Origin of the sequence: Arthrobacter sp. UYCu712 (assembly GCF_040547005.1) — a bacterium.
Taxonomy (GTDB): Bacteria; Actinomycetota; Actinomycetes; order Actinomycetales; family Micrococcaceae; genus Arthrobacter.
Genome location: NZ_JBEPOZ010000011.1, coordinates 1 through 26,098, shown reverse-complemented (window position 1 = coordinate 26,098; position 26,098 = coordinate 1). Strand labels below are relative to the sequence as shown.

Genomic DNA, 26,098 nt, shown 5'->3' with positions numbered 1-26,098 from the left:
TTTTCTGTCCGCCCTGAGGTTGACAACCGGACCTGCTGCACTTCACAGTGATGGGTATCACTGGTTATAACCACCTTGGAATGACTCTACTGAACCCGCCCCCTACGCACAAGCACAAAGCCCTTCTTTGAATCGAGGAACCTCATGTCCACGGAAAACCCGCCCCCTTCTGCCGGGGCCGACCCGGCGACTGCTCCGGCCCCTGGCAAGGGCAAGGGCAGCGGAAAAACGCTGCAGAACATGCAGCGCTTCGGCCGCAGCCTCATGCTCCCGATCGCCGCCCTTCCAGCCGCCGCGCTCCTGCTGCGTCTGGGCCAGGACGACCTGCTGGGCAGGTTCGAATCCCTGAGCACCGTTGCCCAGGTCATCGGCGCAGCCGGTGGCGCCCTGTTTGAGAACCTGCCACTGATCTTCGCCGTCGGAATTTCCTTTGGCTTCGCCAAAAAGGGTGATGGGTCCACTGCCTTGGCCGCCGTCGTCGGCTATCTGGTCCTGACCAACGTCTTCAAAGTCATGGCACCCTTGGTGCTGGGTGCCGCTCCGGAGGGCGGCAAGGATCCGGTCATCAACTACGGCGTGCTGGCCGGCATTGTGATGGGCCTGACAACGGCGTGGCTGTGGCAGCGCTTCCACCGCACCACCCTGCCGGACTGGCTGGGGTTCTTCGCCGGCCGCCGTTTGGTGCCGATCCTGACCTCTTTTGCCGCCATCGTCATCGGTGTGGTCATGGCCCTGATTTACCCCCTCTTCAACACGGGCCTGACAGCGGTCGGCAACACGGTCGCGGACAACACGGTGGTGGGCAGCGGAGTCTACGGCGTCCTCAACCGACTGCTCATCCCGGTGGGACTGCACCACATCCTGAACTCCATTGTCTGGTTCATCATCGGTGATTACGACGGAGCCCACGGCGACCTGAACCGGTTCTTCGCCGGGGACCCCACCGCAGGGGTCTTCATGACCGGGTTCTTCCCCATCATGATGTTCGCCCTGCCCGCGGCCGCCCTCGCCATCTGGCACGAAGCCAAGCCTTCCCAGAAGAAGATTGTCGGCGGCGTCATGCTCTCCACCGGCCTCACCGCCTTCCTCACCGGCATCACCGAACCGCTGGAATTCTCCTTCATGTTCGTCGCCTGGCCGCTCTACCTCGTCCACGCCGTCCTGACCGGAACGTCCATGATGCTGGTCAACGCCCTGGGTATCCACCACGGGTTCGGTTTCTCCGCCGGCGCCATTGACTACGTCCTCAACTTCGGCATCGCCCAAAATCCACTCTGGCTGATCCCCATCGGGCTTGGCTACGCCGCCGTCTACTATGTGGTGTTCCGCTTCGTCATCCGGCGCTGGAACCTGCGCACCATGGGACGCGAAGATGAAACCGACGAGAACGAGTCAATGGCCAAAGCCGATGCGAGCTGACCGGACACTGCCCCTGAACGCCGGCGGGCTGGGGCTGCGGGGCCGCCTCATCACCGGCCGCCCCGGCGAGGAAGTGATCGACGACGGCACCGTGGTGGTGGCCGGGGGCCGCATCCTGTGGTGCGGCCCCACGGCAGACCTTCCACCCGGTGTCGCCGTCGAAATCGCGCAGGTGCCGCTCATCCTGCCCGGACTCGTGGACGTGCACTGCCACGGCGCCGTCGGGCACACGTTCTCCGCGGATGCGGAGGGAGCGCGCCTGGCCGCAACCCATCACGCTGCCCAGGGAACGACGTCGGTGGTCGCCTCGCTCGTCTCGGCGCCCTCCCCGGCGCTGCTGGAACAGGTCGCCATACTGCGGGAGTTGGTGCAGGACGGCACCTTGGCCGGCCTGCACCTGGAGGGTCCGTTCATCGCCAAGAGCATGTGCGGAGCCCAGGACCCGGCAGCCATCATCGACGGCGACCCTGCGCTCCTGAAGCGGTGGCTCGACGCGGGCCGCGGCACGGTGCGTTCGATCACCCTCGCCCCGGAAACCCCGCACTTTGCCGAACTCGTGAAGCTATGCCGCGAGTACCGTGTGGTCCCGTCCCTCGGCCACACCAACGCCACGGCGGCCAGGACGAGGGAAGCACTGGCGAGTTCGCCGGACAGCAGTCCGGGCAACGCGGGTCCCGGGGACGCGGGTCCCTGGTCGGCGACGCACCTGTTCAACCGGATGCCCCCGCTGGGCCACCGGGCGCCCGGGCCTATCGCGGTCCTGCTGCAGACGGCCCGGCAGTCCCCGGAAAAGATGGTGGTGGAGCTGGTTGCCGACGGCATACATCTGGACCCGGAGATCGTCCGCATGGTCTTCGACCTGGTGGGCCCGCGATCGATAGCACTGGTCACGGATGCCATGGCGGCGGCGGGAATGCCGGACGGCCCCTACACCCTGGGCCGGCTGGAGGTGCTGGTTCAGGACCGCGTCGCCCGGCTGGCCCCAGCGGTGGACCGAGGGCAGCCTGGAGCGATCGCCGGCGCGACGAGCCGGCTGCTGGAAAACGTGCGCCGCTGCATTGAGTGGGGCATCCCCCTCGAGGACGCCGTCATGGCTGCTTCCTCCACCCCGGCCCGGCTGATGGGCCTCGACCAAGTTGGCTCCATCACGAAAGGGCGCCGGGCGGACCTGCTGGTCACCAACGAAGAACTTGAACTGTTGCAGGTCTACCGCGCCGGCATATCACTAACGCAGGAAAGGAATACGCGTGCAGATTATTCTGTGTGAGTCCGCCGAGCATGTCGGGGTCCGGGCCGCGGACATCATCGAAGCCCGGGTCCGGCAGGGACCGGCGGTACTGGGCCTGGCCACCGGTGGTTCACCGAAGTCCACCTATCAGGAACTCATCCGGCGGCACCGCGAAGAACAGCTCAGCTTCGGCCAGGTCACCGCCTTCACCCTCGATGAGTACGCCGGGCTGCCACCGGGGCACGAGCAGTCCTACTACTCCAGCATCCGGAGGGAATTCACCGACCATGTCGACCTGCCCCTGGGTCAGCTCATCACTCCGCAAGGGGACGCCCCGGACCTGGTCACCGAGGCTGAACGCTACGACGCTGCCATCGTGGCGGCCGGCGGCGTGGACGTCCAAATCCTGGGCATAGGGGCCAACGGCCACATCGGCTTCAACGAACCCACGTCCTCCCTGGCCTCCCGTACCAGGGTGAAGACGCTGGCAGGGGCCACCCGGGCGGACAACGCCCGGTACTTCCCGGAGGGCGATGTTCCGCGGCTATGCCTGACCCAGGGCCTCGGAACCATCCGGGAAGCGAAGCTGGCCATACTGGTTGCCATGGGAGAGAACAAGGCTGCCGCCGTTCAGGCCATGGTGGAAGGACCGGTCAGCGCCCACTGCCCCGCCTCAGTGCTGCAGCTGCACCGCCGGGCAGTGATCATCCTCGACCCCGGGGCCGCGTCCCAGCTGTCAATGCAGGAGTACTACCGGGAAGCCCAGGAATTCAACGACCAACTGGACCGCAGCCCCACACGACCCTGGCTCTAACACCGACCAGAGGGTCTGGTGCCCTTCGGACAGCCCAAACCGGAGGGCACCAGGCGAGGGCGGGTCATTTCCCCACCTCGAAGGCATCTTCCGAGCAGGTTCCATGCACGACCCGTGCCGGCCCAGGTGATGTCTTTCGAGGAGTTCGCCCCGGACTCTTCCCTACCAGGGCTGAGATGCTCGATCGGTATTCAATCCCGCTGCTTCCGACTGCCAGCACGCGTCACTGAACCTGTGTCGGCATGCAGTGACGCCAGGAGATCGGGCCCAGCCGACGCGAAACCACCCCGGAAGGAGCCGGACGCCCTGCCCACAGCTATCCCGGATCTGTAGACACTCAGCCGCCCCGCCAATACCCCGCCCCAACAGATCCGGCCACCACTGAACGGCCGTCCTCAACGCCAGGAGTTACCCATGAAACTTGAAATAGCAGTCGTCAGCGCGGAGGGTGCCGGAATCGCCGCAACTGAGGGTGCCGACCGGATCGAATTATGCAGCAGTCTCGAACTCGGCGGCATCACGCCGTCCCAGGGCCTGATGGACGCCGCAGCGGAGCAAGTAGCCGACCGGCTGGAGATCCACCCGCTGATCAGGTGCCGCCCTGGCGACTTCATCTACTCCGCCGCGGAGCTGGACACCATGGGACGCGAAGCTCAACACCTGCTGAGGCAAGGTGCCCACGGGGTCGTGTTCGGAGCCCTAAGGCCCGGAGGCGAAATTAATGTTCCCGCCATCCGCCGTCTCGTTGAGTGCGCCCGGAACGCAAACCCCTCGGCGCAGCTCACATTCCACCGGGCCATCGATCAGACCCCGAACGCAGAAACAGCCTTGGACGTATTGATAGGCCTCGGTATCACCCGTGTTCTGAGCTCCGGGCAGGCCGCTTCTGCGGGTGCAGGCCTGAAAACACTGGCACGCATGGCCCGGTTCTCAGCCGGCCGCGTTCAGATCATGGCCGGCGGCGGGCTGAGGATCCAAGACATCCCAAGCATGAAGAGGTCCGGGATGGACGCCGTCCACCTGTCCGCTAAGAAAACAGTGTCAACCCTTCCGCCGGGCTCAACGCCCACGGGTGACCGGGATGGAACTGATCCCACGGAATACCAAGTAACGGACGCAGAGGCAGTCCGGGCCGCCCGCACGGCCGGCAACAGCTAGTTACTGCCATGGACCGGGAGATGACATCGAATGTCCCACAAGCCGGTCTGAACCGTCCCGAGTCTGATGCCGCTATCTTCTGTGAGAAAGATAGTGATTATGCCCAAGCAGTTCCCTCCTAAAATCCGTGACCGTGCAGTGCGCATGACGGTGGATCGGTTGTCCGAGTACCCGTCTGTTTATGCTGCCTGCAAGGCGCTGGCGCCGAAGCTCGGAGTCGGTCCTGAATCGCTGCGCCGCTGGGTTGTCCAGGCCCAGATCGATGCCGGAGAGAAGACCGGACCAAGCAGTGATGAGCTGGAGGAAATCAAGCGGCTTCGGGCTGAAGTGCGGGACTTGAAGGAGTCCAACGAGATCCTGAAACAGGCCTCGATTTTCTTCGCGAGGGAGCTCGACCTCGCCGCCGCTGATCTGTCGGTTCATCGACGAAATGCGCGCTGTTGGTTATGCGGTCGAGTCGATCTGCGCCGTCCTGCGGGAGCAGGGCGTGCAGGTCGCCGCACGAACCTACCGGGCGTGGAAAAAGCGCCTGCCGGCCCTGCGCACCATCGAAGACGCACGCATTACGGACGCGCTCCGAGGCTTGAAAGTCCCTGATGTGAAGGGACGCCCCCGGCCCGAGATCATCTACGGGCGACGGAAAATTACGCAGTGGCTGCGGCGTAGCGGCTTCCCGGAAGCTTCCAAACACACCGTGGACCGGCTCATGCGCGAAGAGGGCATGAACGGCCTGGTCCGTGGTCGCAAGACCCGCACCACGATCCCTGGCAAGGACGGCCGCCGCGCAGGAGACCTGCTGAATCGGGACTTCACCTCCCCGGCCCCGAACCAGATCTGGGTGACCGATTTCACCTACGTCCCTGTCTACTCCGGATTCGTCTATGTTGCCCTGGTGATCGACCTGTACTCCCGGGCGATCGTTGGCTGGGAGACCTCAACCGTCAAGGACACCGCGTTCGTCGAACACTGCCTTCGTATGAGGTGTACTACTGATGTGAGACACAGTTTGGAAGGATTGTGCCCATGTCTTCCCGTCCCACCTATTCCGATGAGTTCAGGGCCGATGCCGTTAGCCTGGTCATTTCCTCCGGCCGTTCGCCCGCTTCGGTAGTCCCCGAACTGGGGATCTCCGTGACCGCGCTAAAGCGGTGGGTGCAACTGCACCGGGAAGGGCAGAGCGGTGCCCGTGGCACACCGGATGATCCGGTTGATCCCGCGAAGTACAAGGCGTTGGAGGCCCGGCTGCGGGAAGTCGAAAGGGAAAATGATTTCCTGAAAAAAGTGTCGGCGTTCTTCGCCAAAGAACAACGGTAGAGGACCTTTACCGGCTTGTTCAGGAGAAGAACGCCGAATTCCCTGTGGCCTGGATGTGCGCCCGGCTGGGCATTCCACGGGCCTCGTACTACCGGTGGCTGGACCAGAAGGAATCAGCGACGGCTGCCCGGCACCGGGAGCTGACCGGACTGGTGAAGGCGATGTTCGATTCCTCGGACGGGATCTTCGGCCACCGGATGGTTCCCACCAAACTTGCCTCCACCGGTGTGGAGGTTTCCGTGGGCACGGTCGCTGCCATCATGGCCGAGAACGGCTGGGCGGCCAAGCGGATGCGCGCGTTCAAACGCACGACAATCCCCTCGGACCCGGACAAGGTCTTCGCGGACCTCATCGGCCGGGACTTCACCTCAGATACCCCCGGCACGAAGCTCGTCGGGGACATCACCTACCTTCGTACCGGAGAGGGCTGGCTCTACCTGGCCACCGTCACCGACCTGTGCACCCGCATGGTCGTTGGCTGGGCCATGGCCGATCACATGCGCGCCTCCCTCGTCACGGATGCGCTGAAAATGGCCAGAGACCGCGGACACCTGGCCCCGGACGCGATCTTCCATAGTGACCGCGGCACGCAATACACGTCCAGGGAAATGGGCGCCTGGTGCACCGGCAACGGCGTCCGGCAGTCGATGGGAGCCACCGGGGTCTGCTGGGACAATGCCGTCGCCGAGTCGGCGTTCTCCTCCCTGAAAAACGAGTTCTACCACCACCACAGCTTCGCCACCCGCCAGGACGCCCGCCGGGCGACCATGCGCTATATCGAGGTGTTCTACAACCGCTGGCGGCCCCACACCAACAACGCCGGCCTGCCGCCAGCGACAGCAATGGCGAAATTCACCACCCACCAGCAGCCGCTACCTGCGGCCGCCTGACCAAAACGAAACCACGCGACTGTCTCACATCCTTGACACACCTCAGTATGGCTCTGTGGCGGCGTCAACACACCGGACGGCCGGTACCGGCGGGACTGATCCATCATTCAGACGCGGGCAGCCAGTACACCTCGATCCGGTACACCGACACACTGGCTTTGGAGGGCCTGCAGCCGTCCATCGGCAGCGTCGGTGACGCATATGACAACGCTGCCGCGGAGACCGTGATGGGGCTGTTCAAGAACGAGGCTGTCGCGAAGGATTCACCGTTCCGCACGGGGGCGTTGAAGACCGAAACCGACGTGATGGAGATCGTTTTCGAGTGGGTCCACTGGTACAATAACCAGCGCCTCCATTCCTCCCTCGGGCACCAGACGCCCGAGGAATTCGAGCAGGCATACTATGCTCGAGAAATCGGCTCGTCACAGGACGACGCCGCCAACAAAACGGCGGCATGATTCCGGGCTGGGCACTCGTGACTTCCGGCAGAAGTTCGCAGAGGGTGAAGAAGACCAGCGCCACTCGCTGAGGCTGCCTGGCTTGACTCAGGGTGAAAGTATCTCTGCCCCGCCACAGTGAGTGAGCTCCGATCAAAGTGACATGCTTATCGGACGCTCATCGTGTGCCAACGCACGCGTGTCCACCCGACGCTCCGATGTCTCGGACCTCCCGAGAACGATTGACACAGCCAGTTAGCAACAAGCGCACTAGGATGGCGGCCATGAAATTCATCCAACCGGCCCGACTTCATTCAGGTGACCACCTCAGAGTTATCGCCCCATCGAGATCATTAGGCTTCGTGGGGATGCAGAATTCAGTGGCTATCCAGGAGAGGTTCGAGACTCTTGGACTTTCCCTCAGCTACGGCAGGACCGTAATGCAGCGGGACCGCTATGACTCTTCCCCCGTCAGCGCGCGCATAGCAGACTTTCACGAGGCGTTCGAGGATCCCGGGGTAAGGGGCATCCTGACGGTCATCGGAGGGTATAACAGCATCGAGCTTCTGCCCCATATTGACTGGGACTTAGTGCGGGAGAATCCGAAGATATTCTCCGGCTACTCAGACATCACCACGCTCCAAAATGCCATTCTTGCCAAGACCGGGATCCAGACGTACTCCGGGCCACACTGGTCGACTTTCGGCATGAAGAACCACTTTGACCAGACGCTTCAGTGGTTTGTTGCCGCCGCATTCAACGAACAGGTCCGAGTTGATCCATCGTCCTACTGGACGGACGATTTATGGTTTCTTGATCAGGAAAATCGATCAGTGCAGAGCGGTGAAGGATGGTGGGCCATCGCACCAGGAGAAGCCACCGGACGAGCCGTAGGCGGGAATCTGTCGAGCTTCCTTCTCCTTCAGGGCACGGATTTTATGCCGCAGGTGGAGAACCCGATCTTGTTTGTCGAGGCGACCTCTGGCACTAATGCGCAGCGCTTCGCGCGGGAAATGCACTCTCTATGCCACTCGCATCTGGGCGTATCGGCTGCCGGAGTCGTGGTGGGCCGGTTCCAGCGGGAGTCAGCCGTTTCGCGGCAGGATTTGGAATTGATCTTCCAAGGCCTGCCCCTGGCAGCCAACGTACCAGTGATGGCCAATGTAGATTTCGGCCACACCAACCCGTTGATGACTTGGCCTGTCGGTGGCCGGATTCAGATCAGCAGCGTCGAACTCAATCCTTTTCTGCAGATCCTGCCGGAAACTTAGACAGCTGGCTGGAAGAAGTATGTGGTTCTTTTCCGAATCGAACCCGATTCGAAGAGGAACCGGTCACAGAAACCAACACGCAAAGGTTCACCAGATTTTGCTACGCCGATGAAATCACCGAAGGCCACCACTTCACGGCCTTCCGTGAGAATACTTTCGATCCGGTGTTCGCCGCGCTCAATCACACGCTCGTCCAAGTAGAAGCGACGCAGGGCTTCGCGCCCGAAAATCGTGTTGTAACCGGGCCTGTCATACTCAGCGTCTTCCGCGAAGAGGCTGACCAGCCCGGCGAATTCGTTGGCATCGACAAGACGATAATATTCCCTGACGAGCAGAGGCGATTCATTTTTCGGCATAATATTCCTCTCGGGTGTAGCATCCGGTGCGGGGACGCGCAGATAAAGAGCCGCCCCCGCACCTTTAACTCACCTGACTATGGCTGAAGCGAAACGCCGTTGACCCGCGGGACGAGGGAAACATCCCGGATATCGTCCAGCTGCAGAAGCCACATCACCCAGCGCTCCACACCCAGCCCGAAACCTGATGTGAGCATCGGGCGGGCTTCCTTCATCCGGATGTACCAGTCGTAGTGCTCCGGATTGACCTCTCGCGCTGCCAAGGCGGCCAGGACCTGGTCCCGGTTTTCGTGCCTCTGACCACATCCCGCAATCTCACCCAATCCGAACAGAAGATCAGCATTCAGTGTCTTGCCCGGGTGGTCGGCCGCATCCGCTTGATAGAACGGCACGGAGAGGGCATCGGAATGGGAGACCCATACGGCTGGCCCGAAAGCACGGATCAGTTCCTGTTCGCCAGCCCGGGTGAGGGTCTTCCAGCGGCCCTCATCGCGGACGAACTCAGGGGCATCCTGAAGGTAACTGCATGCTTCGTCCAGGGTCATCCGCTTGAACGTCTTCGCAGCCACGAAGTCCTCGATGTGCTGTGTATTACCAGCAATTGACTTGATCGTTTCACCTAGGCGCTCGAGAGCCGTGCGCCCCAGAAAATTGACGTACTCCTCTACTACCGCAATCACGTCTGACAGATCACCCGGAATTTCCGCCTCGCTGTGGAAGAACTGATTGAGGTGCGTGGAATCTACAGACTCACCGCGGAAGCTAGGCATGAGATACCAAGCGCCCTCCGGGCTGAGGCGGCAACCATATTCCAATAGAAACTGCATGGAGTCAGCGAGGTATGTCGGCTGCCCGTAAAGCTCGATCAACACCGGCTCAGAATCTGAACCGAGTCCCATAGGACTGGAAACAGAGTCCGTGGTCACCGGGAGGTGAACCGACTTCACTCCGCGATCATGCCAGAACTGGGCAGTGTAAAACGTGATGTGGTCCTGAACGTCAACGAGGGCTTTAGTTAGCGGCGAGTCAAGGATGTCAAGAAATCTGGTGGGTCCGGACTCCCAAGAGGGGGCGTGTCGAGTGCTCAAAGCATTTGTTGTCATTTTTTCGCGTCTTTCTCTAAATTTTTGTCACAAAACTGAAAAGTTGCCATAGCACCGAGACTGTAGCACTACCTGCCAGATCGACTGATGGACTCATCGTGCCTGTTCAAAGGGCATTTTTGTCAAGTCAAGTCTGTAAAACTTTCATCTGTCCGCAGTGATCCTCCGTGTCACATCCATGCGAGCAAAACCACTGATAGCTCTGGTAGTGTTGGCGCAAATATCCACATAATGGACACAGATTAATGACAAATAATTGGATTCGTGAGTTTTCGCGGTTGAATAGTCCCGCCAGGTCACTGCTCTTTTCGGGCGCCCTGAACAGCCTCGGCATCGGGCTGACACTTCCGGTGGGAATTATCTTTTCCACCCAGGTGATCGGCGTGGGTCTTGCGCTGGCCACATCTACGGTGGCCATGATTTCCGCCGGCGCCATACTGGGGCACCCAATAGTGGGCTGGATTTCAGATCGCAAGTCCCCGGCGGCCGGAGGTATCCTCGCTCTTGCTCTCTCGGTCACCGGCAGCGCCGGCTTTGCCACAGCGCGGTCGTTTACCGATGTAGTGGTTTGGTCTGTTGTGTCCGGGCTCGGTCTCGGCGCAACCACCGCATGGTTCGCCATGTTGGCCTTGCATTCAACGGAACAGCAGCGTTCCTTTGTGTTCGGCGCCAATCAGCTGGGCATCAATGTTGGGGTGGGACTGGGGCTGGCTGCCAGCAGTCTGCTGATTTCCAGCGCATCGGAAGTCACCTATCGGTCGCTGTACGGAATCAAGGCTGCCGGTTATGTCGTCGTAATCCTTGTGCTGATCCGGATCATCCGATGCGACGGTTCGAAACCCGAAGAAAAGTCCTCTCCCTACGCCAAGATCAAATCTGACGTCTGTCCGGAGCCAGACCCTAGCGGAGCTGCGCTCGATACCGGAACCAAATCCGGTCGACGGCTTGCCCGATTCGGGCTTCTCACGTGCTGCATCTTCCTGGTCTACACCTTCGGGTACGTCCAGATTGAGTCAGGCGTCGTGGCCGCAATCATCGATTCTCCGCACCTCCCTCCGTGGGTTATAGCCTTCCTGATGCTGGCTAACACCGCGGCAGTAATTCTGTTGAACCTGGCGGTGCTGCCGTTGCTTGCCCGCAAGGACCGGACGATCATTGCTGGTCTAGTGCCTCTGGTCTGGGCTGTGGCTTGGGTGGTGTTGGGGGTCCTGATGTCGGCTTCGGGGCAGCCAGCCATCACTATTCTTACCGCTTCGGGAGCCGTCGTATTTGCCTTGGGCGAAGTCATGTACGCAGCGTCAATTCCTGCTCTGACCACGGATATCGTCCCTCCACGACTGCGTGGGAGAGCTTTTGCAGCTCAGAATGTCGCCGTCTCTCTGGCGTTCGTCGCCGGGCCGGTCATGGCCGGCCCCCTCGTGGAGACTATTGGCGCCTCTTCAACCCTGTGGACGCTGGCCGCCTTTCTGCTAGTGCCGTTTGCCGGGTTCGCAGTGCTGGCGGCAAGAACCAAGCTGGAGCCTTTAACGACTGAATCCGAGCAACCGACACTAACTGAAGGAACACGGAAATGAATATTCTGCTGCTTAAAATCGACACCACCCAAGAGGTTCCTCTCTGGCTACTGGAGCGTGCCGACCGCGTCTATCTAGTACTTGATGCCTTTGATGCCGCACGCGAGCTGGACCCTCGGATCCGGTCCCGGGTAGAAAAGACGTATCTGGTGTCTTCCTGCGACTCGATTGACGAAATCTCAGCTGTCGCCGTCGATCTGCTGTGCAACGGCGTCCAGATCGACAAAATCGCGACTCATACGGAGTTCAGCCAATATGCCGCCGGCTACCTGGCGGGCCTCCTCAACGTCGACAATTACTCAAGTGAAGTAGCACTCAACACCCGGGACAAACGGCGAATGAAGCAGCTCATCGCGGGAGCCGGACTGGCCACCGCGAGATTTCTGTCCGTTTCTGATTCCAGCACCGCTTCGGCGAAAGAGATCGTCGACTCAGTCGGGCTGCCTTTAGTCCTCAAGCCCGCGAACGGGATGAGCACCATGTCCACATACCGTTTGGATACTGCCGAAGAACTCAACTGGTGCCTCAAGGGGTTCACAACACGCCCGGAAATCCGGTCTCAACAACTCATCGCTGAAGCCTTCATCCACGGCGATGAACTCCACATCGACGCCATCTGGCGCGGAGGTAAGCCGTGGATCTTCTACGTCAGTCGCTACTTTGTTCCCCGCCTGGAGTACTTCACCGATGGGGGCATCAACGGCTCCGCGATGCTGAACGAAGACGAGTATCCGGAGTTGTACGCCCGGCTCCGAGTATTCCACGATCAAGTGAATTCTGCGTTGTCGCTCGAGGACGGGGCAACTCATCTTGAGGTCTTTATGGACCCGCAGAGCGGGGAGATTACATTTTCCGAGATTGCGTCCCGATACGGCGGCGCCTCCATCTTTGAGATGATTCGCGAACGTTGCGGTGTAGACGAACGCGAACTCTGGCTGCATGAATTGACGGGTAGACATCTGGATGAGCTGCCGTTGAAACCCTCAGCTTTCTCACACGTCGGGGTGATCAATCTAGGACCACGCAGCAGCGGATACATCACGGAGCTGCCGGACGAGGTAGCGCTGTTGGCGGACCCCAACATATCCAGCGTCACCGTCTCCAGAAGCGTAGGGGAATTAGTGGAACTGCACCACCCTGCCGTATGGTGCATCCTCACTGTTATCGTGGCTAATTCAGAGGTCGAATTGGAGGCAGCAGCTGCCCGAATTACCGAAACTTACCTGATCGGAACGGCACCCAGCCAGGGGAAGCTCCGACGGGCAGCGCAATGACACCAGGACCCAAGGTGCAGGATTCGCTGAAGCGGTCTCAAGTTTTGGGATCCAGCCGGTACATAGCCCAGGAATTCAGGGCGCTGTGTGCTGGTGCAGGGATAACTGAGGAAAAGCGAGTTCCTTTGGTGTCCCGCCACGACGAGTCCATTCGGTTCACGAATTCCACCATCAGCGTCCTGAAACCCCTGTTGCAGAACGGGGTCTCCAACCCGTCATTCCTGCTCCAGCCCGCACTTCGGCTGCAGAATATTGAACACTGGAAAAGGACCGGCTCCATGTCGGCATTCGGCTGCTACTTCATGGCCTTCGGAGCTCTAGCCGGCCCATCCTGGCTCGAAGAGTTCCATGCCCTCGTCTCGGCCTTCCTGGTGCATCGGCTGGGTATACCGGAAGAGCGGGTGGTGTGGCGATACTCATCGCGAGATGTGGAGCTGGCGCGCGCAGTGGAGGCCCTAGGGATGCCCAGTGAGGCCGACGGTTACGAACCGAGTCGCTATCGGCACGTCTTCGGCGTCGGAGGCACCACCGGACGTAACTCGAATGTTGCCATCCGGACCGACCGCGGTTTGTTCGATGTCGGGAATGTCATTGTCATCGAACACAACGGTGTTCCGGTGGGGGTGGAGATGGCGTTCGGGATCAACAATCTTCTCTCACGGGCAGAGAATCTGGCCCACCCCGTTCACGCCTCCGTTGCACACGGCGTCATCCGGGAACTTGGCTGCCGGCCAGACTTCGGTTCGGAGATAGAGACCGATGCCCTCGGCTCGGCGGCCGCTCTGGCATTGGATGGGCTGCGTCCCTCCGGTCGGGGACGGGGGCGCAACTTCCGCGATTTTCTGAAGGTGCTTGCACCCGCGCTGAACTATTCGCGGATGGAAGAGACGGTCCAGGCTGCAACCCGCGCGGAAATGGAGCTCCGCACAGTCGCCAGCGAACCCGATGGATTCGAGGACTTATGCCCGGAGGAAGCCGCCGACATCATTCTTACCGGGATCAGGAAAATATCTCCTACCATCGGCCCGGTCTCAACCGCTCTGCAGAAAGTGACATCGTGAACCCCGAGCAGCCCCACATCCTATTCATAGGAGCCGACCAAGCCCTCATGGACGCCGCAGTGCGCCAACGCTTGCACGCTACTGTCGTGGTCGGCGCTGCCGCCAGGGACTTCGGATTCCATTCAACTCCCGCCGGATTCACCGAGCTTTTCGTCCAGGACATCAGCAACTATGAGCAGGTTTGCGCGGCGCTTGTTCGCGCAGGTTTCTCCGGAAAGCCCTTCGCAGCCGTGGTCACCAATGATGAATTCTCAGTATTCACAGCCGCAGCTGTCGCGGAACGCTTTGCCACCACGACCAACGATTCGGCTGTTTTACTCGGGTATCGGGACAAGTCTCTGCAGAAGCGGAAGATCGAAGCCGCCGGAATCAGAACCAGCGCCCATATAGTCATTGACGACATCCGCCAGACCGCGCAGAGAATCACCCCCGGGTTTGGCCACCATGGTGTGGTGGTCAAACCGATTTCGGGTGCAGCCACGAACGACACCCTGCTCGTACCGGATATTGCTGCCCTGCCGGAGGTACTCGAGTCCATAGGCCGAACAGAAGGTCCTAGGACCGTGATAGTTGAGGATTTTGCGGCCGGCGAGGAATGGATTGTGGACGGCATCTTGTACGACGGCGAGATTACGTTCGCGTCAACTACCCACTATGGCGAACCTTGCCTCAGCGCTATTGACGCCCGGCGCCCGGTGCGCATGCTGAAGCTGGATCCAGACCGAAATCCTGAGCTCCACGACCAACTGATCGTCTTTGCCAGCGCGTGCATCCAGGCCCTAGGAAAGTTCAACGGAATCTTCCATCTGGAGCTATTCAGAAACCCTGACGACGGCGCTCTTGTTTTTGGGGAATGCGCGGCACGTCGTGGCGGAGGATTGCTCCAGGAGGACACACTGGTTAAACACGGCGTGGATTTGGCGGAGGAGTCACTTCTCGCGTCGATCGGGCGCGGGCGGGACATCCAGGTAACGCTGAATCCGGCGGAGGTGGGGAGCACGCTTATTCCATGCCCTCCAGGCGTGCTGTTCTCGATGCCCCCCGAACAGGATTTTGCGGACTTTCCGGGCGTGGAACTGGTTCGCATCGAACTACCGCTCGGATTCTCCATGGGCGGCGTGGCAAACACCCTGTTCAAACTCGGAGGGGCATGCATGACAGCAACAACCATGGACGACCTCAACGCATCCATGGACACTTTCTTGGAATGGTGTGGGGAGAATGTCAGCGTTATACCGCCTAACGCGTCGACTGCCACGCTGCGAAAATCAATCAGATAGGCCGCTTTTAGCGGACTGAAGCCGGTATCTCTCTGCGATCTCCGGTTGATCGTGCCCCCGATGGATTGCGACGCTTGCAACCACAGTTAGGATTTTCTAGCGGTGGTGGAACCACTGTAAAGAGTTTGTAGAAAAGGAATGAAAGTGCCGGCACACAAAGAATTTATGTCCATGCAGCAGGTTCTACAGGCGCTGCAGGCGTTCTGGGCAGCCCATGGCTGCATCGTTCTGCAGCCTTTCAACACAGAGGTCGGAGCCGGCACCGCCAACCCTTCCACGCTGCTGCGTGTTCTTGGCCCCGAGCCGTGGAACGCCTGCTACGTAGAACCCAGCGTGCGTCCAGATGACTCCCGATACGGGGAAAATCCGAACCGGTTGCAGACCCATACCCAGTTCCAGGTAATCCTGAAGCCCGAACCCGCCAACGCCCAGGAGCTCTATCTTGCCAGCCTGCGGTCCATCGGCGTGAACACCGACTCCAACGACGTCCGGTTCGTTGAAGACAACTGGGCATCGCCCGCACTGGGTGCTTGGGGTCTGGGCTGGGAAGTATGGCTCAACGGTATGGAGATCACCCAGTTCACTTACTTCCAGCAGGCCGCCGGCGCCTCCCTTGAACCGGTCGCTGTTGAACTCACCTATGGCATCGAACGCATCATGATGGCGCTTCAGGGCGTGGCCCACTTCAAGGACATCAAATATTCCGAGGCCGTCAGTTACGGTGAAATCTGGGGCCAAAGCGAGTACGAAATGAGCCGCTACTACTTGGACGACGCTGATTTGGACCGCAGCCGGGCCCTGTTCGGTCTATACGCAGAGGAAGCAGACATGCTTCTGGACCGACGCCTGCCCGTCCCGGCGTACCTCAGTGTGCTGAAGTGCAGCCATCTCTTCAATGTCCTGGATGCCCGCGGGGCAGTGAGTCCTACCGAACGGGCCGGATCTTTCGCCCAGATGCGGGATCTGACGCGACGCGCAGCGGAATTGTGGTTGGAACGGCGCGAGGAACTAGGCTTCCCGCTCGCGGCGGCACGAGACGTCGCCGAACTTGGCGCTGGCCCGGCAAAGGGGCCATCACTGCCTTCCTTGGCCGAGGCCGCGGAACCGGACGAAGTACAGCCCGTGCCCCGGGCACACGAGCATGTGCTGCTGGAGATCGGTGTCGAAGAGCTTCCTCACAGGGAAGTAACCTCACTCGCCCAGCAATTGGCGCGAAGCATGACCTCGAAGTTAGCCGCGACACGTCTGTCCACCGGTACCATAAAGACTTTCGCAACACCTCGTCGCCTGGCCGTGCTGATCCAGGATGTGAGTGACGCAGAGACTGCCCACTCGGTAGATGTCCGCGGACCCAAGACCAGGGATGCGTTCGACAGCAACGGGTCCCCGACGCGTGCACTCGTGGGATTCGCGGCGAAAAACGGAGTAGAACCTGCTGAGCTGAGCACCATCACAACGGCCGGCGGGGACGTTCACGTGTCATACCGAAGAGTGGACGCAGGAAAGACAGCGCAAGAACTATTGCCAGGAATTCTTCGGGAATGCCTGCTCGAATTGCAGCCCGGTAAGAATATGCGCTGGCAAGGATCCGACATCGGCTTTTCTCGACCCATCCGCTGGTTGCTGGCGCTGCGGGGATCGCAGACCATTCGGTTTGAAGCTGCCGGGCTGGTGGCGGGCGCCACCACGCGGGGTTTGCGTGGTGGCGCATCGGAAGAAGTTAAAGTAGGTGGCGCCGAACTCTATGAGAGCACGCTTCTGGAGCACGGAATCGTGGCCGATCCAGGCAAACGGAGGGACATGATCATTGAGCAGTCGGCCACACTTGCTTCATCCGTTGGAGGCAGCGTCGACGTCGCTCTCAACAGTGACCTGCTTGATGAAATCGTGAACCTTGTGGAAGCGCCTGTAGCGATCATGGGCAGCTTCGAAGAAAAGTACCTCGTCCTACCGGACGAGGTACTTCTGACCGTCATGACCGAACACCAGCGGTATCTGCCGGTGTACACGGATGGCAAGCTGCTGCCGAACTTCATCACCGTGACCAATGGCCGGCGCGACGATACTCTGGTCCGAGCTGGCAATGAGTCGGTGATCCGTGCGCGCTTTGAGGACGCAGCGTTTTTCTGGCGCACAGACCTAAGCCGGACTCCTGAGCAATGGACGCAGGAACTGGATTCCTTGATATTCGCGACGCAGCTGGGCACAATGCGCGAAAGGGCCGGACGGATCAGTACATTGGCGTCTGCTCTGACTGGACACGTCCGAGCGGCACCGGACGTAACACGAACGGTACGACGGGCTGGTCAGCTTATTCGCTTTGACCACGTGACGGGCATGGTGGCCGAATTCTCTTCCCTGACCGGGACGATGGCCAAGTACTACGCATTGGCCTCTGGCGAGAGTGATGAGGTTTCCGCGGCGCTGGAGGAATCGGAGTGGCCCAAAAAGGCGGGGGGACGCCTCCCGGCGACTCTGCCGGGGGCGCTACTGTCCATAGCCGACCGAGCGGATCTGTTGGCCGGACTATGCAGCTTGGAAATCAAGTCCACAAGCAGTTCAGATCAGTTCGGCCTGCGACGTGCTGCGCTCGGGCTTGGTTTGGTGATGAGTTCGCAGCCCGCGCTGCGGCAGCTGGACACGGACACTGCTATTCGGAGCGCTGTCAAGGGCTACGCCAACCAAGGCATTATTGTCAGCGAAACCCAGGTTGACATGCTTCTCGCGCTGGTTCAGAGCCGGTTGGAGCAGCAGCTGCTGGAAGATGGACACGATGTGCGTCACATCCGCGCGTGCCGCCCTTCAGCCGGGCGACCTTACGAGTTTGTTCAGAACGTGAACTTCTTGTATAAGAATTCACCCGAGGACCAGCTCCAGGAACTCTCAGTCGCAGTGATCCGGGCCGCCAATATGCTTGGCTCGGCGGCCGATTTCGCTCCCGCCCCTGCGAACGCTGACAACGGATACGCACATCAGCTCCTCGCAGAACTTCAAAAACTGCGCCTCACACTTGCCCGCTCGGACGCAGCCAACCAGAGCCTGCCAAACCTTGTGAGGGGCTCCAGTGGGCTGGCATCAGCCCTGAACGAATTCCTTGAAAACGTGCGCGTTATGGACGATGACCTGGAATTGAGAAACGGTAACCTTTCACTCCTGAACTCTGTGGTGGAATTCGCGAACAGCTACGCCGATTGGACGCAGTTCTAAGTCTTGCGGCTCGATTCATCGGGGGTGATGGACTGGAGACCTCGATGAACGCGCAATCCAGGGCATCCCCCTGTGGGCTGATCCCCTGAAGGTTGGACGCTGCCTCCATGTGCAGAGCTCTTCGGAGATGGCATCCGGTGTACCGGTGATCGGTATTTGCGCTTCCTGATTATTCCAGTCGGCGACACATTCAGGAAAGGGCGGAGTCCGTATCTTGAATGTGTCGCCGGTGGGTGTCTGGTATCAGTTGCCGGAGTCCAGGGCTGATAGGAGCGAGCAGAGTCCAGAGGCGGCGGCACGAAGCTTGTGAAAGCAGCCGACTCTCCCGGTCGCCCAGGAATTGCCCTTCCCCACTTGTCATAATCACGGATATTGGTGTTTCAGGGTGTGATCTGGAGTGTGTTTGACCCCTTGATTCAGCGAGCCTTTTCGTGGGACCATGAACTATGACTGCAGTGACAGGCGCCCGTGGAGGGCTGAAGGCCCATCAGGATTCCATCCGGCTGGCCGACGACGTGCTGGTCCGGGATCTGAGGGACCTGCTGGGAGCGAAACTGGTCGCCTACATCGGGTCCGTGAAGGAAACCCGGGCGGTCCGGCAATGGGCCGACGGGGAACGGAAACCCTCCGATGAGGTGATGCACCGGTTAAGGACCGCCTACCACGTGGCCGCCCTGCTCGCGGAGCGGGATTCCCGGGCCGTGGTGCAGGCCTGGTTCCAGGGCATGAACCCGCAGCTGGATGACGTTCCGCCAGCACGGCTGCTCCGAGACGGGCAGCTGGACGACGCCGGCCCGCAGGTGCTGGCCGCTGCACGCGCATTCACGGCCGCAGGCTGATCGGTGGTTTCTGTACAACTGGCCGCGGCCGAGGCCGCCGGCAGGGTCTGGCGTGTTGGCTTCCGGCCGGAGCCGTGGGCCTGGAGCGGCTGGGAATGGGCTACCGAGGGGCGGTTCCCGGGACGGTGGGATGACCTGCACGGCAACTTCCGCACCATCTACGCCGGCTCGTCCCTGCTGGCGTGCCTTTTGGAGGTCTTGGCGCATTTCCGCAAGGATGCACGGCTGAGCATGGAACTGGACGAGATCATCGAGGACGACGAGGATAAGGTCCTGCACCCCACCATCGCCCCGGGGCTGGTCCCCAGGGAGTGGCTCGATGTGCGCGCCGCCGCGTCGGCGGAGCTGTCCGGCCGATACTGCGCGGTGACCGACTCCGGCAGTTTCGCCGCACTGTACCCGCACTTCATCGGACTGGCGCTGGCCGCAGGTTTGGGTGATTTCGATACGGCGGCGCTCAAAGACGCCCGCCCGCGTCACCTGACTCAGGCTGTAGCCTCCTGGCTTTACGAGATGACAGACTTCAACGGCGTCACTTTTGCTTCCCGCCACGGTGACGATCTCCAACTCTGGGCCATCTTCGAGCGTCCGGGCGATTCGCTCATCACGCCGAGAATCCAGGAAGCGCTGGTCGAAGAGCTGCAACACGACAGCCCCGAAGTGACCGCTGCTTTCCGCTTCCTCGGACTTGTGTGGGAGAACGACCAGAACCATTCCCAACCGCCGGACTGGGCGTGCATTTCGTACACGGCGCGGTGTTGATCAGTTGCACCATGAGTGCCGTTTGCGCGGCCGTCTTGTTCTTGCTCGACGCTGCCATGAACAACATGGAATTATACAGCCCCCACCCAGAGGAAGTAGAGCCCGCCCCGGTGCCCGCTGCACCGGTCGCTGACCCCTGGGTCACGGAGTAAGGAATCAATCAGCCATGGCAGACGATTTCGGCTTGTTCGACACGGACACACCCGCGCCTTTTCCGCCGAGCCCTGTGTTGAAGAAGGAGGAAGGCCGTCACCCGCATCTGTGGGCGCAACGGCCTTCCCCCAATCCTCATTCGCCGCCGGACGCAGCCGACGGTGTTCCCTGCACTTCATTGCCGAAGCCGCCAGAGACTGTCGATTTCCCCCAAAAACAAAAAATCGGCTCGTTGCGGCCTGGGGCGAGTCTAAGCTTCGGGTCATTTGTATTTCAAGATTCTTTAGAAACTGCTCAAACCCGTCCGGGTCGACCATGCCTGGACCGGGCAGCCTCCCGTCGCTGCCGAGGCCGCCGGGCCGGATCCGGGTCACCAGCCGGTGGGGGTTGTTTGATGCTCGTGATTCCGTGAGTGGACACGCGAGTTTCCGAGGGTGTCCATTTATCAACGCCGCGGCTGAGGCCGCTCCGTGGAACACAAGCGCCAGGTTCTGGGATGGATCGCGGACCTTGCTCGACGCGCCGGCCCCGACGGACCGGACCGGCTTGCCCGGCCCCTGACGCTGCCGCAGGAAAAGGCACTGAAAAGCGGAGCTCGGGAAGATTCTGTGGCCGCGGCCGCGCGGGAAGCCCCACGGCTCCTCCTCCGGGTCATCCTCCATCCGCACCTCGATACCTATATCGGGATTTCATCCCGGATCAGCTGTGACGGCCCGGATCAGGTCCGCCACAACCCCGTTGAGGGTGTGGGCGAGGCGGTAGGAATCCGTACCGGTGTCGATGACGGTTCCTTTGAACCTGAGCCTGTCCACGATCGCGACGCACAGCAGCGGATCTGTGGTGGTCTTCGTCCATCCGGAGAACGACTCATTGGTGGCGATCGCAACGGATACTTTTCTTCCCGCTCGGTGAGGACCTGGAAGAGGAGTCCGGCGCCGCGCTTGTCCGGTTCCATGTAGCCGGTTTCCACCCGGTCCCCGCCGTCTTAGCGGCTATTTCGCCAGGAATTGGATCAGTGTTTTGTTCCATTCGTCGGGGTGACTGACGTTGCACCCGTGGGGTGCGTCGGCGATGACGTGCAGTTCGCTGCCGGGCAGGGCCCTGTGGGTGCGCTGGCCGGATCCTTCAAAGGGCACGGTGGCGTCGCCGTCACCGTGCAGCACGAGCGCGGGTACGCTCACGTTGAGCAGATCATCCCGGAAGTCCGTCCCGCCGAAAGCGGCCATGCAGGCAAGGGCTGCTTCCTTGTCTGCCTGCTTACACAACGCGAGGGCGTCTTGGCGCTGTTCTTCGCTGACCTTGAGCTCTCCATTGACGGAGAAAAACGTGCGCGTAAATCCGTCGTAGAACTCATCTTCGTCTTTGGTCAGGTCAGCGGTCATGTTGGCGGCCGCGTCCTTGGTCAGGGGCCCGTCGGGGTTGTCCTCGGTCTGCATCAGGTAGGGCGGAACGGCTGAGGCGAAAACCACGCTGCGCAGCCGCTCGGCGCCATACCGGCTGAAGTAGCGGGCGACTTCGCCCCCGCCCATGGAGAAACCGACCAGGGTGACGTCATTGAGGTCAAGTTGCTCCAGCAGTGCGTGCAGGTCCTCGGTCAGGGTGTCGTAGGTGTACCCGGTCCGGGGCTTGTCGCTGCGGCCAAAGCCGCGCCGGTCATAGGTGATGACCCGGTACCCGGCGCCCTGAAGGGCCGGAATCTGGGCCTGAAACGCTTCTCCCGAGAGCGGCCACCCGTGGATCAGGACCACCGGCCGGCCCGGCCCGCCGGTGTCATCCACGTGCAGGTTGGTGTCTTTGAACAATCCGTGATGTGCAGTGATTTCAGTCATGACTCACCCTTCGATGTTTGTTCCGTGCCGGTTGGAGCCAGCCTACACAGGCCCCAGGCATGGTGACTTCGATTCGAAATCATCCGCGGGGCAGCATACCCGGCCAATTAGCTGGTCGCGGCCGCACGATGACTTCAGAAACATTCGACCCGAACGCCGGATGGGCAGTCCGCGGGGGCGTGTGTGACGAATAGCCCGTGGGGTAGTTTCCTGATGGCGCGCCGTCTGGCGGGTGGAGGTCACATCCCTTTGGAGGGGATTGTCATGAAAATTTTCAATAGGGTCTTGGCCGTGGCGGCGGCAGTGTCGTTGGCCGGCATCGGCGGGTGCGCAGCTCAGGAAGGGGGGCAGTCCGGCCCGAAGCCCGCCGCCAGCAGCACCGCTTCTGCCCCGTCTACAGCTGCTTCGGCGCAGTCCGGTGAAGCTGTCATCACGATCAGGGACTTCGCCTATGCGGTTCCGGATTCGGTGAAACCGGGGGCGATGGTGACGGTGACGAACGCGGACAGCGCACCGCATACGGTCACTGCCAAGGACAACGGCGGTTTCGACGTTGAAGTCCCGGGCGGTGGAACGGTGAGTTTTAAGGCACCCGACGCCGCGGGTGAGTACGGGATTATTTGCAGCTTTCATCCGCAGATGACCGGGACGCTGGTCGTGAAATGAACCGCCCGGAACTACCGCCAGCTAACCGGACGCGCGCCTTGTGGGTGCCGCGTGTTTGTGTCGCGGCTGCCCTGGTAGTCAGTGCCGTGATCCATGTCCAGCTCGCCCCGGGTTATCAGCAGGCAGCCCCCGGCGGCATCGGACAAGGAACCCTGTTTTTGATCCAGGCCGGAGCCGCGGCCCTGGCCGCGGCGTTTGTTCTGATCAAAGGCTCCCGTGCCGCTTTCGCGGCCGCCGCCGTGGTGGCGTTCTCGTCCTTGGCCGCAGTTATCCTCTACCGGTATGTCCAGGTCCCTGCCCTCGGGCCGCTGCCGTCGATGTATGAACCGGTCTGGTACGCGGCCAAGGTCATCACGGCGGTCGCCGAAGCGGCCGCCGGCGCCCTGGCGCTGACCGGATACGCCCTGCTGCACAAGACACGACCTGGATCGGGGACGGCCGCCCGGGGCCGCCGAGGGGCTTCAACTGCCTGAGCGCGCTGCGCAGCCGTCACCTCTGAACGCCTGCCGGTACCTGCCCGGCAGGGCCCTTCTCAGAAGATTCTGTGGTCCACGCCACATTCACACCAGTCCTCCTGCTGTTCGGCTCCGAAGTACCGGTGTCCCTTTCCTGGGGGCGCAAACATCACACGCGCGTGATTTGAGGAGATTTATCCCATGAAGAAGACTCTTCGCCTTATGGCGGTCCCCACCCTGGCCCTGGCCGCCTTGGCTGTTTCCGGTTCTCCCGCGATGGCAGCGGACCATTCTTACCAGTCCACTTTGGGCCAGGTCAACGGCAGCGCAGGCGCCGGCACTGTGACGGTTGATGTCACGGGCAACCAGGCCCACGTTGTCCTGAAAGTTTCGGGCATGCCCGCGACCTTCATGGACGCCCCGTACCCGCACGTTCAGCACATCCACGGCGGAGCCCAGGGCACCTGCCCGGCACCCTCGGCTGATAAGGACGGCGACAAAGTCATCTCCACCACCGAAGGCGCCCCGTCCTACGGCGCAATCGTCACCACCTTGTCCACCAGCGGCGACACCAGCCCCGCAGCTGGCCTTGACCTGAAAGTCGGCGGCCAGGGCGCGGCGTACACCGTTGACCGCACGTTCGAACTGAACGCCGAGACCAAAACAGCCCTGGAAGCCGGCACCGCTGTGGTCGTCGTCCACGGCCTTGACCCCGCGACCCTCAGCGCGGCAGGACAGGCGGCCAAATCCGACCTGGCTCCCACACTTCCGCTGGCCGCCACATCCCCCGCCCTGTGCGGGACCTTGAAGGCCGGGCAGATGAAGATGCCCGTCGGTGGCGCTGACACCGGTGTCAACCAGGAAACCGGCACCGACACCGGAGCCCTCGCCGTTGGTGGTGGCCTCGTCCTCGTCGCCCTCGCCGGCGGAGCCTATGTCGTGCGCCGCCGTAGCGGCGGCACGGCAGCCTAAGCACCGGCTGACCAGATCACTACTGTGAGAACAAAGAAGCCCGGCCGCCGCGGAGGCCTCCGTGCCCCCACGGCGGCCGGGGTTCTGCTCCTGCTGACCCTGGCCGGCTGCGCCGCCGGAACCGCCGATGCCGGGACCGCTCCTTCTGCTTCCGTTGCGGCCCCGGCTACCTCTAGCGCTGCTCCGTCCCCGGCGATTGCAGCGCCCTCACCCGCGGCAATCCCGCCAACGCAGCAGCTTCCACCGGTGATGGGTGCTTCTGCTCCCGTGACCCTCAGCATTCCCTCGATCGGGGTCCGGACGGACCTTCTCCACCTCGGATTGCGCGAGAACGGGTCCTTGGACGTACCGCAGGACAACGGCAGCGGGGCACCCGCCAGCTGGTACAACGGATCCCCCACTCCCGGGGAACGCGGACCCTCCGTGATGCTGGGCCATGTGAACGCACTCGGCGGCAACACCGGAGTCTTCGCGGACCTGCGGAAGCTCACCCCAGGGACCGAAATCAACGTTTCACGAACCGACGGCACCACGGCCGTGTTCACCGTTGACCGCGGAGCCGCCTACAGCAAAGACAGCTTCCCCACCGTTGAGGTCTACGGAAACACCCCTGGCGCCGAGCTGCGGCTGATCACCTGCGACGGTTACGACCCCGCGACCAAACTCTTCGATGACAACTACGTGATCTACGCCAAACTCAAGGCCTGACAAGGGCCACTGCCCCTAACGGTGGCAAGGACGGACAAGGAATGAAAACCCGCAATCATAGACTGGCCGCCCTCACCCTGGCCGCCGTCCTGCTCTCCGGCTGCGCGGCCGCTACCGGGGCCGTGGCACCCGTTGCGGGAACCGGAGCAGCGCAGGGCGAGGCCGGGCCGCCGGGCTCCCCATCTGCCCAGACGGGACACGGAGGCGGTCACCACGGCGGCGGGACGTCCTCGCCCAGCGCAGCCGCGGACGGGCCCAGCGAAGCCGCCCTGATGGTCTGCGGAGACCAACCAATGGACAGGCTCACATCCATCCTGGGCCTGAAGGAGAAACCGCACACCGTCAACGACTGGGCAAACAACACCTTCACCTGCACCTACCATCTGCAGGACGGAGCACTGGAAATCTCCGTCCAGGAAGCCGCCGACAAGGCGTCGGCGCTGAAGTATTTTGAGGCGATGCGGGCCCTGGCACAAGATGCCAAACCCATCGCAGGGCTCGCCAATTTGGGATTCCCGGCCTACGAAACCGCCGACGGGTCAGCCGTGTTCCAAAAAGACAACTTCGTCCTGCACGTGGACGCCGCCGATCTCCCCGCGACCTTGGGACCGAACAACATCACCAGGAACGCTCTGGCCTACCAGCTTTCCACCACTATCCTCGCCTGCTGGGTCGAACACCCCTGACAGCCCTCGGCACGCGACCACGGCCGCGCCCACGAAAGGTTTCATTATGAAGACAAGCATCAAGACACCCTGGGCGCTCGGACTCGCGGCAGCAGCGGCGGCGATGCTGGCCCTGTCCGGCTGCGGGAACCCCGGCATTCCCGGGCCTTCCACGGCAGCAGCACCAACAGCCGCAGAACAGCCAACATCGGCTCCGCCCACGATGACTACCACGCCTTCCAGCCCGGATTCCTCATCGGCGGCGGCGGTTCCAGCGGAAATCCTGATCAAGGGCTTCAAATACCAAGGGGCCGAAACCGTGAGCCCAGGAACGGTCGTCACCGTCACCAACGAGGACATCGAAGCTCACACCACTACCGCCGACACGGGCACCGCATTCGACGCGATCATCAAAGTCGGCACCGGCACGTTCACCGCCCCGACCAAACCCGGAACCTACCCGTACCACTGCACCTTCCACGGCAACATGCACGGCACCCTCACCGTGAAATAGCACCCTCACGGGATGCGGCTGCCGCGCCGCCACCAGGTCCTGTGGGGGCGCGGCAGCGGATCATGGCCGCTGCCTATGAGTTGTTCGCCCAGCGTGGCATCCGCGATGTCGGCATCGCGGAGCTGATATCGCGGGCCGGGGTTGCCAAG

General features: G+C 61.7%; 26 protein-coding genes and 2 pseudogenes. 24 read left to right on the top strand and 4 right to left on the bottom strand.

What is annotated here, in order from left to right:
• Positions 1 to 144 precede the first annotated feature (144 nt).
• The 10 genes and pseudogenes from ABIB51_RS12375 (at position 145) to ABIB51_RS12330 (ending at position 8,531) form a co-directional block, all read left to right on the top strand.
• Positions 145 to 1,419, top strand: a complete 1,275-nt coding sequence (locus ABIB51_RS12375) for a PTS transporter subunit EIIC (RefSeq protein ID WP_354188382.1) — start codon at positions 145 to 147, stop codon at positions 1,417 to 1,419.
• Positions 1,409 to 2,686, top strand: a complete 1,278-nt coding sequence (locus tag ABIB51_RS12370) for an N-acetylglucosamine-6-phosphate deacetylase (RefSeq protein ID WP_354188380.1) — start codon at positions 1,409 to 1,411, stop codon at positions 2,684 to 2,686. Before ABIB51_RS12375 ends, ABIB51_RS12370 begins: the two co-directional genes overlap by 11 nt.
• The gene (gene nagB, locus ABIB51_RS12365) at positions 2,667 to 3,461 is read left to right on the top strand and encodes a glucosamine-6-phosphate deaminase (RefSeq protein WP_354188378.1); all 795 of its coding nucleotides are present in this window, start codon (positions 2,667 to 2,669) and stop codon (positions 3,459 to 3,461) included. Before ABIB51_RS12370 ends, nagB begins: the two co-directional genes overlap by 20 nt.
• A 414-nt stretch (positions 3,462 to 3,875) precedes the next feature.
• Positions 3,876 to 4,619: a copper homeostasis protein CutC gene (locus ABIB51_RS12360; protein WP_354188376.1), complete on the top strand. Its 744-nt coding sequence runs from the start codon at positions 3,876 to 3,878 to the stop codon at positions 4,617 to 4,619.
• A 99-nt stretch (positions 4,620 to 4,718) separates the two neighbouring features.
• Entirely contained in the window at positions 4,719 to 5,216 is a 498-nt protein-coding gene (locus ABIB51_RS12355; RefSeq protein WP_354188374.1) for a transposase, read from the top strand.
• A complete protein-coding gene (locus tag ABIB51_RS12350) occupies positions 5,107 to 5,730 on the top strand; it encodes a DDE-type integrase/transposase/recombinase (protein WP_354188372.1) in 624 nt (207 codons plus the stop codon). The genes ABIB51_RS12355 and ABIB51_RS12350 overlap by 110 nt, the downstream gene beginning before the upstream one ends.
• Positions 5,643 to 5,933 (top strand): transposase, encoded by a 291-nt coding sequence (locus ABIB51_RS12345; RefSeq protein WP_354188370.1) that lies wholly within the window; start codon positions 5,643 to 5,645, stop codon positions 5,931 to 5,933. Before ABIB51_RS12350 ends, ABIB51_RS12345 begins: the two co-directional genes overlap by 88 nt.
• Before the next feature lie 32 nt (positions 5,934 to 5,965).
• Positions 5,966 to 6,823, top strand: a pseudogene (locus tag ABIB51_RS12340) (IS3 family transposase); the annotation flags it as partial.
• Positions 6,824 to 6,855: 32 nt separating this feature from the next.
• Complete coding sequence (locus ABIB51_RS12335) at positions 6,856 to 7,281, top strand: transposase (protein ID WP_502916123.1); 426 nt, start codon at positions 6,856 to 6,858, stop codon at positions 7,279 to 7,281.
• Between the two features lie 263 nt (positions 7,282 to 7,544).
• The gene (locus ABIB51_RS12330) at positions 7,545 to 8,531 is read left to right on the top strand and encodes a S66 peptidase family protein (protein ID WP_354188368.1); all 987 of its coding nucleotides are present in this window, start codon (positions 7,545 to 7,547) and stop codon (positions 8,529 to 8,531) included.
• On the opposite strand, the gene ABIB51_RS12325 is transcribed toward ABIB51_RS12330, so the two are convergent.
• Positions 8,528 to 8,887 carry a nuclear transport factor 2 family protein gene (locus tag ABIB51_RS12325; RefSeq protein ID WP_354188366.1) on the bottom strand — a complete coding sequence of 120 codons (360 nt, stop codon included), beginning with the start codon at positions 8,885 to 8,887 and terminating at the stop codon, positions 8,528 to 8,530. The genes ABIB51_RS12330 and ABIB51_RS12325 overlap by 4 nt on opposite strands.
• Before the next feature lie 77 nt (positions 8,888 to 8,964).
• The gene (locus ABIB51_RS12320) at positions 8,965 to 9,990 is read right to left on the bottom strand and encodes an asparagine synthetase A (RefSeq protein ID WP_354188364.1); all 1,026 of its coding nucleotides are present in this window, start codon (positions 9,988 to 9,990) and stop codon (positions 8,965 to 8,967) included.
• 245 nt (positions 9,991 to 10,235) lie between these two features.
• Here ABIB51_RS12320 and ABIB51_RS12315 point away from each other — a divergent pair, with 245 nt between their 5' ends.
• From ABIB51_RS12315 to ABIB51_RS12285, 7 genes are all read left to right on the top strand, one after another.
• On the top strand, positions 10,236 to 11,564 hold the full coding sequence (locus tag ABIB51_RS12315; RefSeq protein WP_354188362.1) for an MFS transporter: 1,329 nt from the start codon (positions 10,236 to 10,238) through the stop codon (positions 11,562 to 11,564).
• Positions 11,561 to 12,838 (top strand): ATP-grasp domain-containing protein, encoded by a 1,278-nt coding sequence (locus ABIB51_RS12310; RefSeq protein ID WP_354188360.1) that lies wholly within the window; start codon positions 11,561 to 11,563, stop codon positions 12,836 to 12,838. The genes ABIB51_RS12315 and ABIB51_RS12310 overlap by 4 nt, the downstream gene beginning before the upstream one ends.
• A gap of 14 nt (positions 12,839 to 12,852) precedes the next feature.
• Positions 12,853 to 13,899 (top strand): hypothetical protein, encoded by a 1,047-nt coding sequence (locus tag ABIB51_RS12305; RefSeq protein ID WP_354188358.1) that lies wholly within the window; start codon positions 12,853 to 12,855, stop codon positions 13,897 to 13,899.
• Positions 13,896 to 15,179, top strand: coding sequence for an ATP-grasp domain-containing protein (locus ABIB51_RS12300; protein ID WP_354188356.1), 1,284 nt, complete (start codon positions 13,896 to 13,898; stop codon positions 15,177 to 15,179). Before ABIB51_RS12305 ends, ABIB51_RS12300 begins: the two co-directional genes overlap by 4 nt.
• A gap of 165 nt (positions 15,180 to 15,344) precedes the next feature.
• Positions 15,345 to 18,386, top strand: coding sequence for a glycine--tRNA ligase subunit beta (gene glyS / locus ABIB51_RS12295; protein ID WP_354188354.1), 3,042 nt, complete (start codon positions 15,345 to 15,347; stop codon positions 18,384 to 18,386).
• 446 nt (positions 18,387 to 18,832) lie between these two features.
• Complete coding sequence (locus ABIB51_RS12290; protein WP_354188352.1) at positions 18,833 to 19,225, top strand: hypothetical protein; 393 nt, start codon at positions 18,833 to 18,835, stop codon at positions 19,223 to 19,225.
• A gap of 3 nt (positions 19,226 to 19,228) precedes the next feature.
• Positions 19,229 to 19,987 carry an RES domain-containing protein gene (locus ABIB51_RS12285; protein WP_354188350.1) on the top strand — a complete coding sequence of 253 codons (759 nt, stop codon included), beginning with the start codon at positions 19,229 to 19,231 and terminating at the stop codon, positions 19,985 to 19,987.
• 842 nt (positions 19,988 to 20,829) lie between these two features.
• Here ABIB51_RS12285 and ABIB51_RS12280 read toward each other — a convergent pair.
• Both ABIB51_RS12280 and ABIB51_RS12275 read right to left on the bottom strand, forming a co-directional pair.
• Positions 20,830 to 21,107 (bottom strand): annotated as a pseudogene (locus tag ABIB51_RS12280) (ATP-binding protein); the annotation flags it as partial.
• 25 nt (positions 21,108 to 21,132) lie between these two features.
• Entirely contained in the window at positions 21,133 to 21,969 is an 837-nt protein-coding gene (locus ABIB51_RS12275) for an alpha/beta fold hydrolase (RefSeq protein ID WP_354188348.1), read from the bottom strand.
• 264 nt (positions 21,970 to 22,233) lie between these two features.
• On the opposite strand from ABIB51_RS12275, the gene ABIB51_RS12270 reads away from it, so the two are divergent.
• The 7 genes from ABIB51_RS12270 to ABIB51_RS23235 all read left to right on the top strand — a co-directional run.
• The gene (locus ABIB51_RS12270; RefSeq protein ID WP_354188346.1) at positions 22,234 to 22,635 is read left to right on the top strand and encodes a cupredoxin domain-containing protein; all 402 of its coding nucleotides are present in this window, start codon (positions 22,234 to 22,236) and stop codon (positions 22,633 to 22,635) included.
• A gap of 86 nt (positions 22,636 to 22,721) precedes the next feature.
• Entirely contained in the window at positions 22,722 to 23,108 is a 387-nt protein-coding gene (locus tag ABIB51_RS12265; RefSeq protein ID WP_354188344.1) for a hypothetical protein, read from the top strand.
• A gap of 183 nt (positions 23,109 to 23,291) precedes the next feature.
• A complete protein-coding gene (locus ABIB51_RS12260) occupies positions 23,292 to 24,062 on the top strand; it encodes a hypothetical protein (RefSeq protein ID WP_354188342.1) in 771 nt (256 codons plus the stop codon).
• A 267-nt stretch (positions 24,063 to 24,329) separates the two neighbouring features.
• Entirely contained in the window at positions 24,330 to 24,770 is a 441-nt protein-coding gene (locus ABIB51_RS12255; protein WP_354188340.1) for a sortase domain-containing protein, read from the top strand.
• A 41-nt stretch (positions 24,771 to 24,811) separates the two neighbouring features.
• Complete coding sequence (locus ABIB51_RS12250; protein WP_354188338.1) at positions 24,812 to 25,456, top strand: hypothetical protein; 645 nt, start codon at positions 24,812 to 24,814, stop codon at positions 25,454 to 25,456.
• A 46-nt stretch (positions 25,457 to 25,502) separates the two neighbouring features.
• Positions 25,503 to 25,949, top strand: coding sequence for a cupredoxin domain-containing protein (locus tag ABIB51_RS12245; protein WP_354188336.1), 447 nt, complete (start codon positions 25,503 to 25,505; stop codon positions 25,947 to 25,949).
• Positions 25,946 to 26,098: TetR family transcriptional regulator (locus ABIB51_RS23235; protein ID WP_502916126.1), on the top strand; the 153-nt coding region annotated here is incomplete at its 3' end. The genes ABIB51_RS12245 and ABIB51_RS23235, both read left to right, overlap by 4 nt.

What these genes read in the sequence shown, in the direction of transcription:
- ABIB51_RS12375 (WP_354188382.1), top strand. Translation starts at nt 145, where the DNA reads ATGTCCACGGAAAACCCGCCCCCTTCTGCCGGGGCCGACCCGGCGACT.
- ABIB51_RS12370 (WP_354188380.1), top strand. Translation starts at nt 1,409, where the DNA reads ATGCGAGCTGACCGGACACTGCCCCTGAACGCCGGCGGGCTGGGGCTG.
- ABIB51_RS12360 (WP_354188376.1), top strand. Translation starts at nt 3,876, where the DNA reads ATGAAACTTGAAATAGCAGTCGTCAGCGCGGAGGGTGCCGGAATCGCC.
- ABIB51_RS12355 (WP_354188374.1), top strand. Translation starts at nt 4,719, where the DNA reads ATGCCCAAGCAGTTCCCTCCTAAAATCCGTGACCGTGCAGTGCGCATG.
- ABIB51_RS12345 (WP_354188370.1), top strand. Translation starts at nt 5,643, where the DNA reads ATGTCTTCCCGTCCCACCTATTCCGATGAGTTCAGGGCCGATGCCGTT.
- ABIB51_RS12330 (WP_354188368.1), top strand. Translation starts at nt 7,545, where the DNA reads ATGAAATTCATCCAACCGGCCCGACTTCATTCAGGTGACCACCTCAGA.
- ABIB51_RS12325 (WP_354188366.1), bottom strand. Translation starts at nt 8,887, where the DNA reads ATGCCGAAAAATGAATCGCCTCTGCTCGTCAGGGAATATTATCGTCTT.
- ABIB51_RS12320 (WP_354188364.1), bottom strand. Translation starts at nt 9,990, where the DNA reads ATGACAACAAATGCTTTGAGCACTCGACACGCCCCCTCTTGGGAGTCC.
- ABIB51_RS12315 (WP_354188362.1), top strand. Translation starts at nt 10,236, where the DNA reads ATGACAAATAATTGGATTCGTGAGTTTTCGCGGTTGAATAGTCCCGCC.
- ABIB51_RS12310 (WP_354188360.1), top strand. Translation starts at nt 11,561, where the DNA reads ATGAATATTCTGCTGCTTAAAATCGACACCACCCAAGAGGTTCCTCTC.
- glyS (WP_354188354.1), top strand. Translation starts at nt 15,345, where the DNA reads ATGTCCATGCAGCAGGTTCTACAGGCGCTGCAGGCGTTCTGGGCAGCC.
- ABIB51_RS12290 (WP_354188352.1), top strand. Translation starts at nt 18,833, where the DNA reads ATGACTGCAGTGACAGGCGCCCGTGGAGGGCTGAAGGCCCATCAGGAT.
- ABIB51_RS12275 (WP_354188348.1), bottom strand. Translation starts at nt 21,969, where the DNA reads ATGACTGAAATCACTGCACATCACGGATTGTTCAAAGACACCAACCTG.
- ABIB51_RS12270 (WP_354188346.1), top strand. Translation starts at nt 22,234, where the DNA reads ATGAAAATTTTCAATAGGGTCTTGGCCGTGGCGGCGGCAGTGTCGTTG.
- ABIB51_RS12260 (WP_354188342.1), top strand. Translation starts at nt 23,292, where the DNA reads ATGAAGAAGACTCTTCGCCTTATGGCGGTCCCCACCCTGGCCCTGGCC.
- ABIB51_RS12250 (WP_354188338.1), top strand. Translation starts at nt 24,812, where the DNA reads ATGAAAACCCGCAATCATAGACTGGCCGCCCTCACCCTGGCCGCCGTC.
- ABIB51_RS12245 (WP_354188336.1), top strand. Translation starts at nt 25,503, where the DNA reads ATGAAGACAAGCATCAAGACACCCTGGGCGCTCGGACTCGCGGCAGCA.